This window comes from Neisseria sp. P0009.S007 (assembly GCF_051962515.1).
In genome coordinates this window covers 1-906 of record NZ_JBQCVF010000655.1, presented here as the reverse complement: position 1 = coordinate 906, position 906 = coordinate 1, and the positions used below count along the sequence as shown (strand labels likewise).

The 906-nt window shown below is 48.6% G+C and carries 2 protein-coding genes; one reads left to right on the top strand and one right to left on the bottom strand.

Annotation, left to right across the window (positions count from 1 at the left end):
• The coding region (locus ACTHS3_RS15465) for a ParA family protein (protein WP_440368435.1) at window positions 1-189 on the top strand (189 nt) is incomplete at its 5' end.
• A gap of 215 nt (window positions 190-404) precedes the next feature.
• Here ACTHS3_RS15465 and ACTHS3_RS15460 read toward each other — a convergent pair.
• Entirely contained in the window at window positions 405-569 is a 165-nt protein-coding gene (locus ACTHS3_RS15460; protein ID WP_440368434.1) for a hypothetical protein, read from the bottom strand.
• Between the last annotated feature and the right edge of the window lie 337 nt (window positions 570-906).

Sequence of the window (906 nt, the reverse complement as noted above, 5' to 3'; positions counted from 1 at the left end):
GTCGAAGTCAGCGAACAGCTCAAACAACACTTCGGCAACCTGCTCTTCGACACCGTCATCCCCCGCAACATCCGCCTAGCCGAAGCCCCCAGCCACGGCCTCCCCGCCCTCGTCTACGATGCCCACGCCAAAGGCACCCAGGCTTATCTAGACTTGGCCGATGAACTGATTGCACGGTTGGAAAAATAAACAGAAATATGAATATAAAAAGGCCGTCTGAAAGTTGAAAAGTGCTTTCAGACGGCCTTTGGTTTGATTGGAAAGAATATTTTTTCAAAAGACCGCGTGCGTGCGTACCGCGCACACCCTACATACGGGTTTTGTGGGATTGCAGGTAGGGTGTGTGCCCAAAGGCACGCACGCGGTTGGATACAGGCTACGGCTTGCTAGACAGGCTACGCTGGCTACACATAAATTTCAAATTCTTTGTGATTCATAGGTAGGGTGTGTGCCCGAAGGCACGCACGCGGTTTGATGTAGGCTACAGCTTGCTTGCCCTGCTGAAAATACAGCAGTCCGCGTTCGGTGATATGGGGCGGGAACAGGTGGAGCGGGTGGATACGGGGCATGGTTTGCTTCCAAGAAGTGGTTGAAACATGGGGAGTTTACTGGTTCGGGCGACGTTTGGGGAGAGGGTAGTGGGAATTCTTGTTTGGCGAAGTGGTAAAAGGTCGTCTGAAAATGGGTTTCAGACGACCTTTGGGGGGGAAGAACAGAGGTTTACAAGACAAACATGTGTACTACACAGCTTGAACACGAATTCCAAATTTTGTGTGTCTTGTAGGTAGAATTCGTGTAGGAAGGCAAGAACGCGGCTGGCTACGGTCTGCTAACTTACTTACAAAATATTTAATTTGATAAATTTAAAATATAGATAAATGGTTATTATTGCAGTTATTGTTAGAT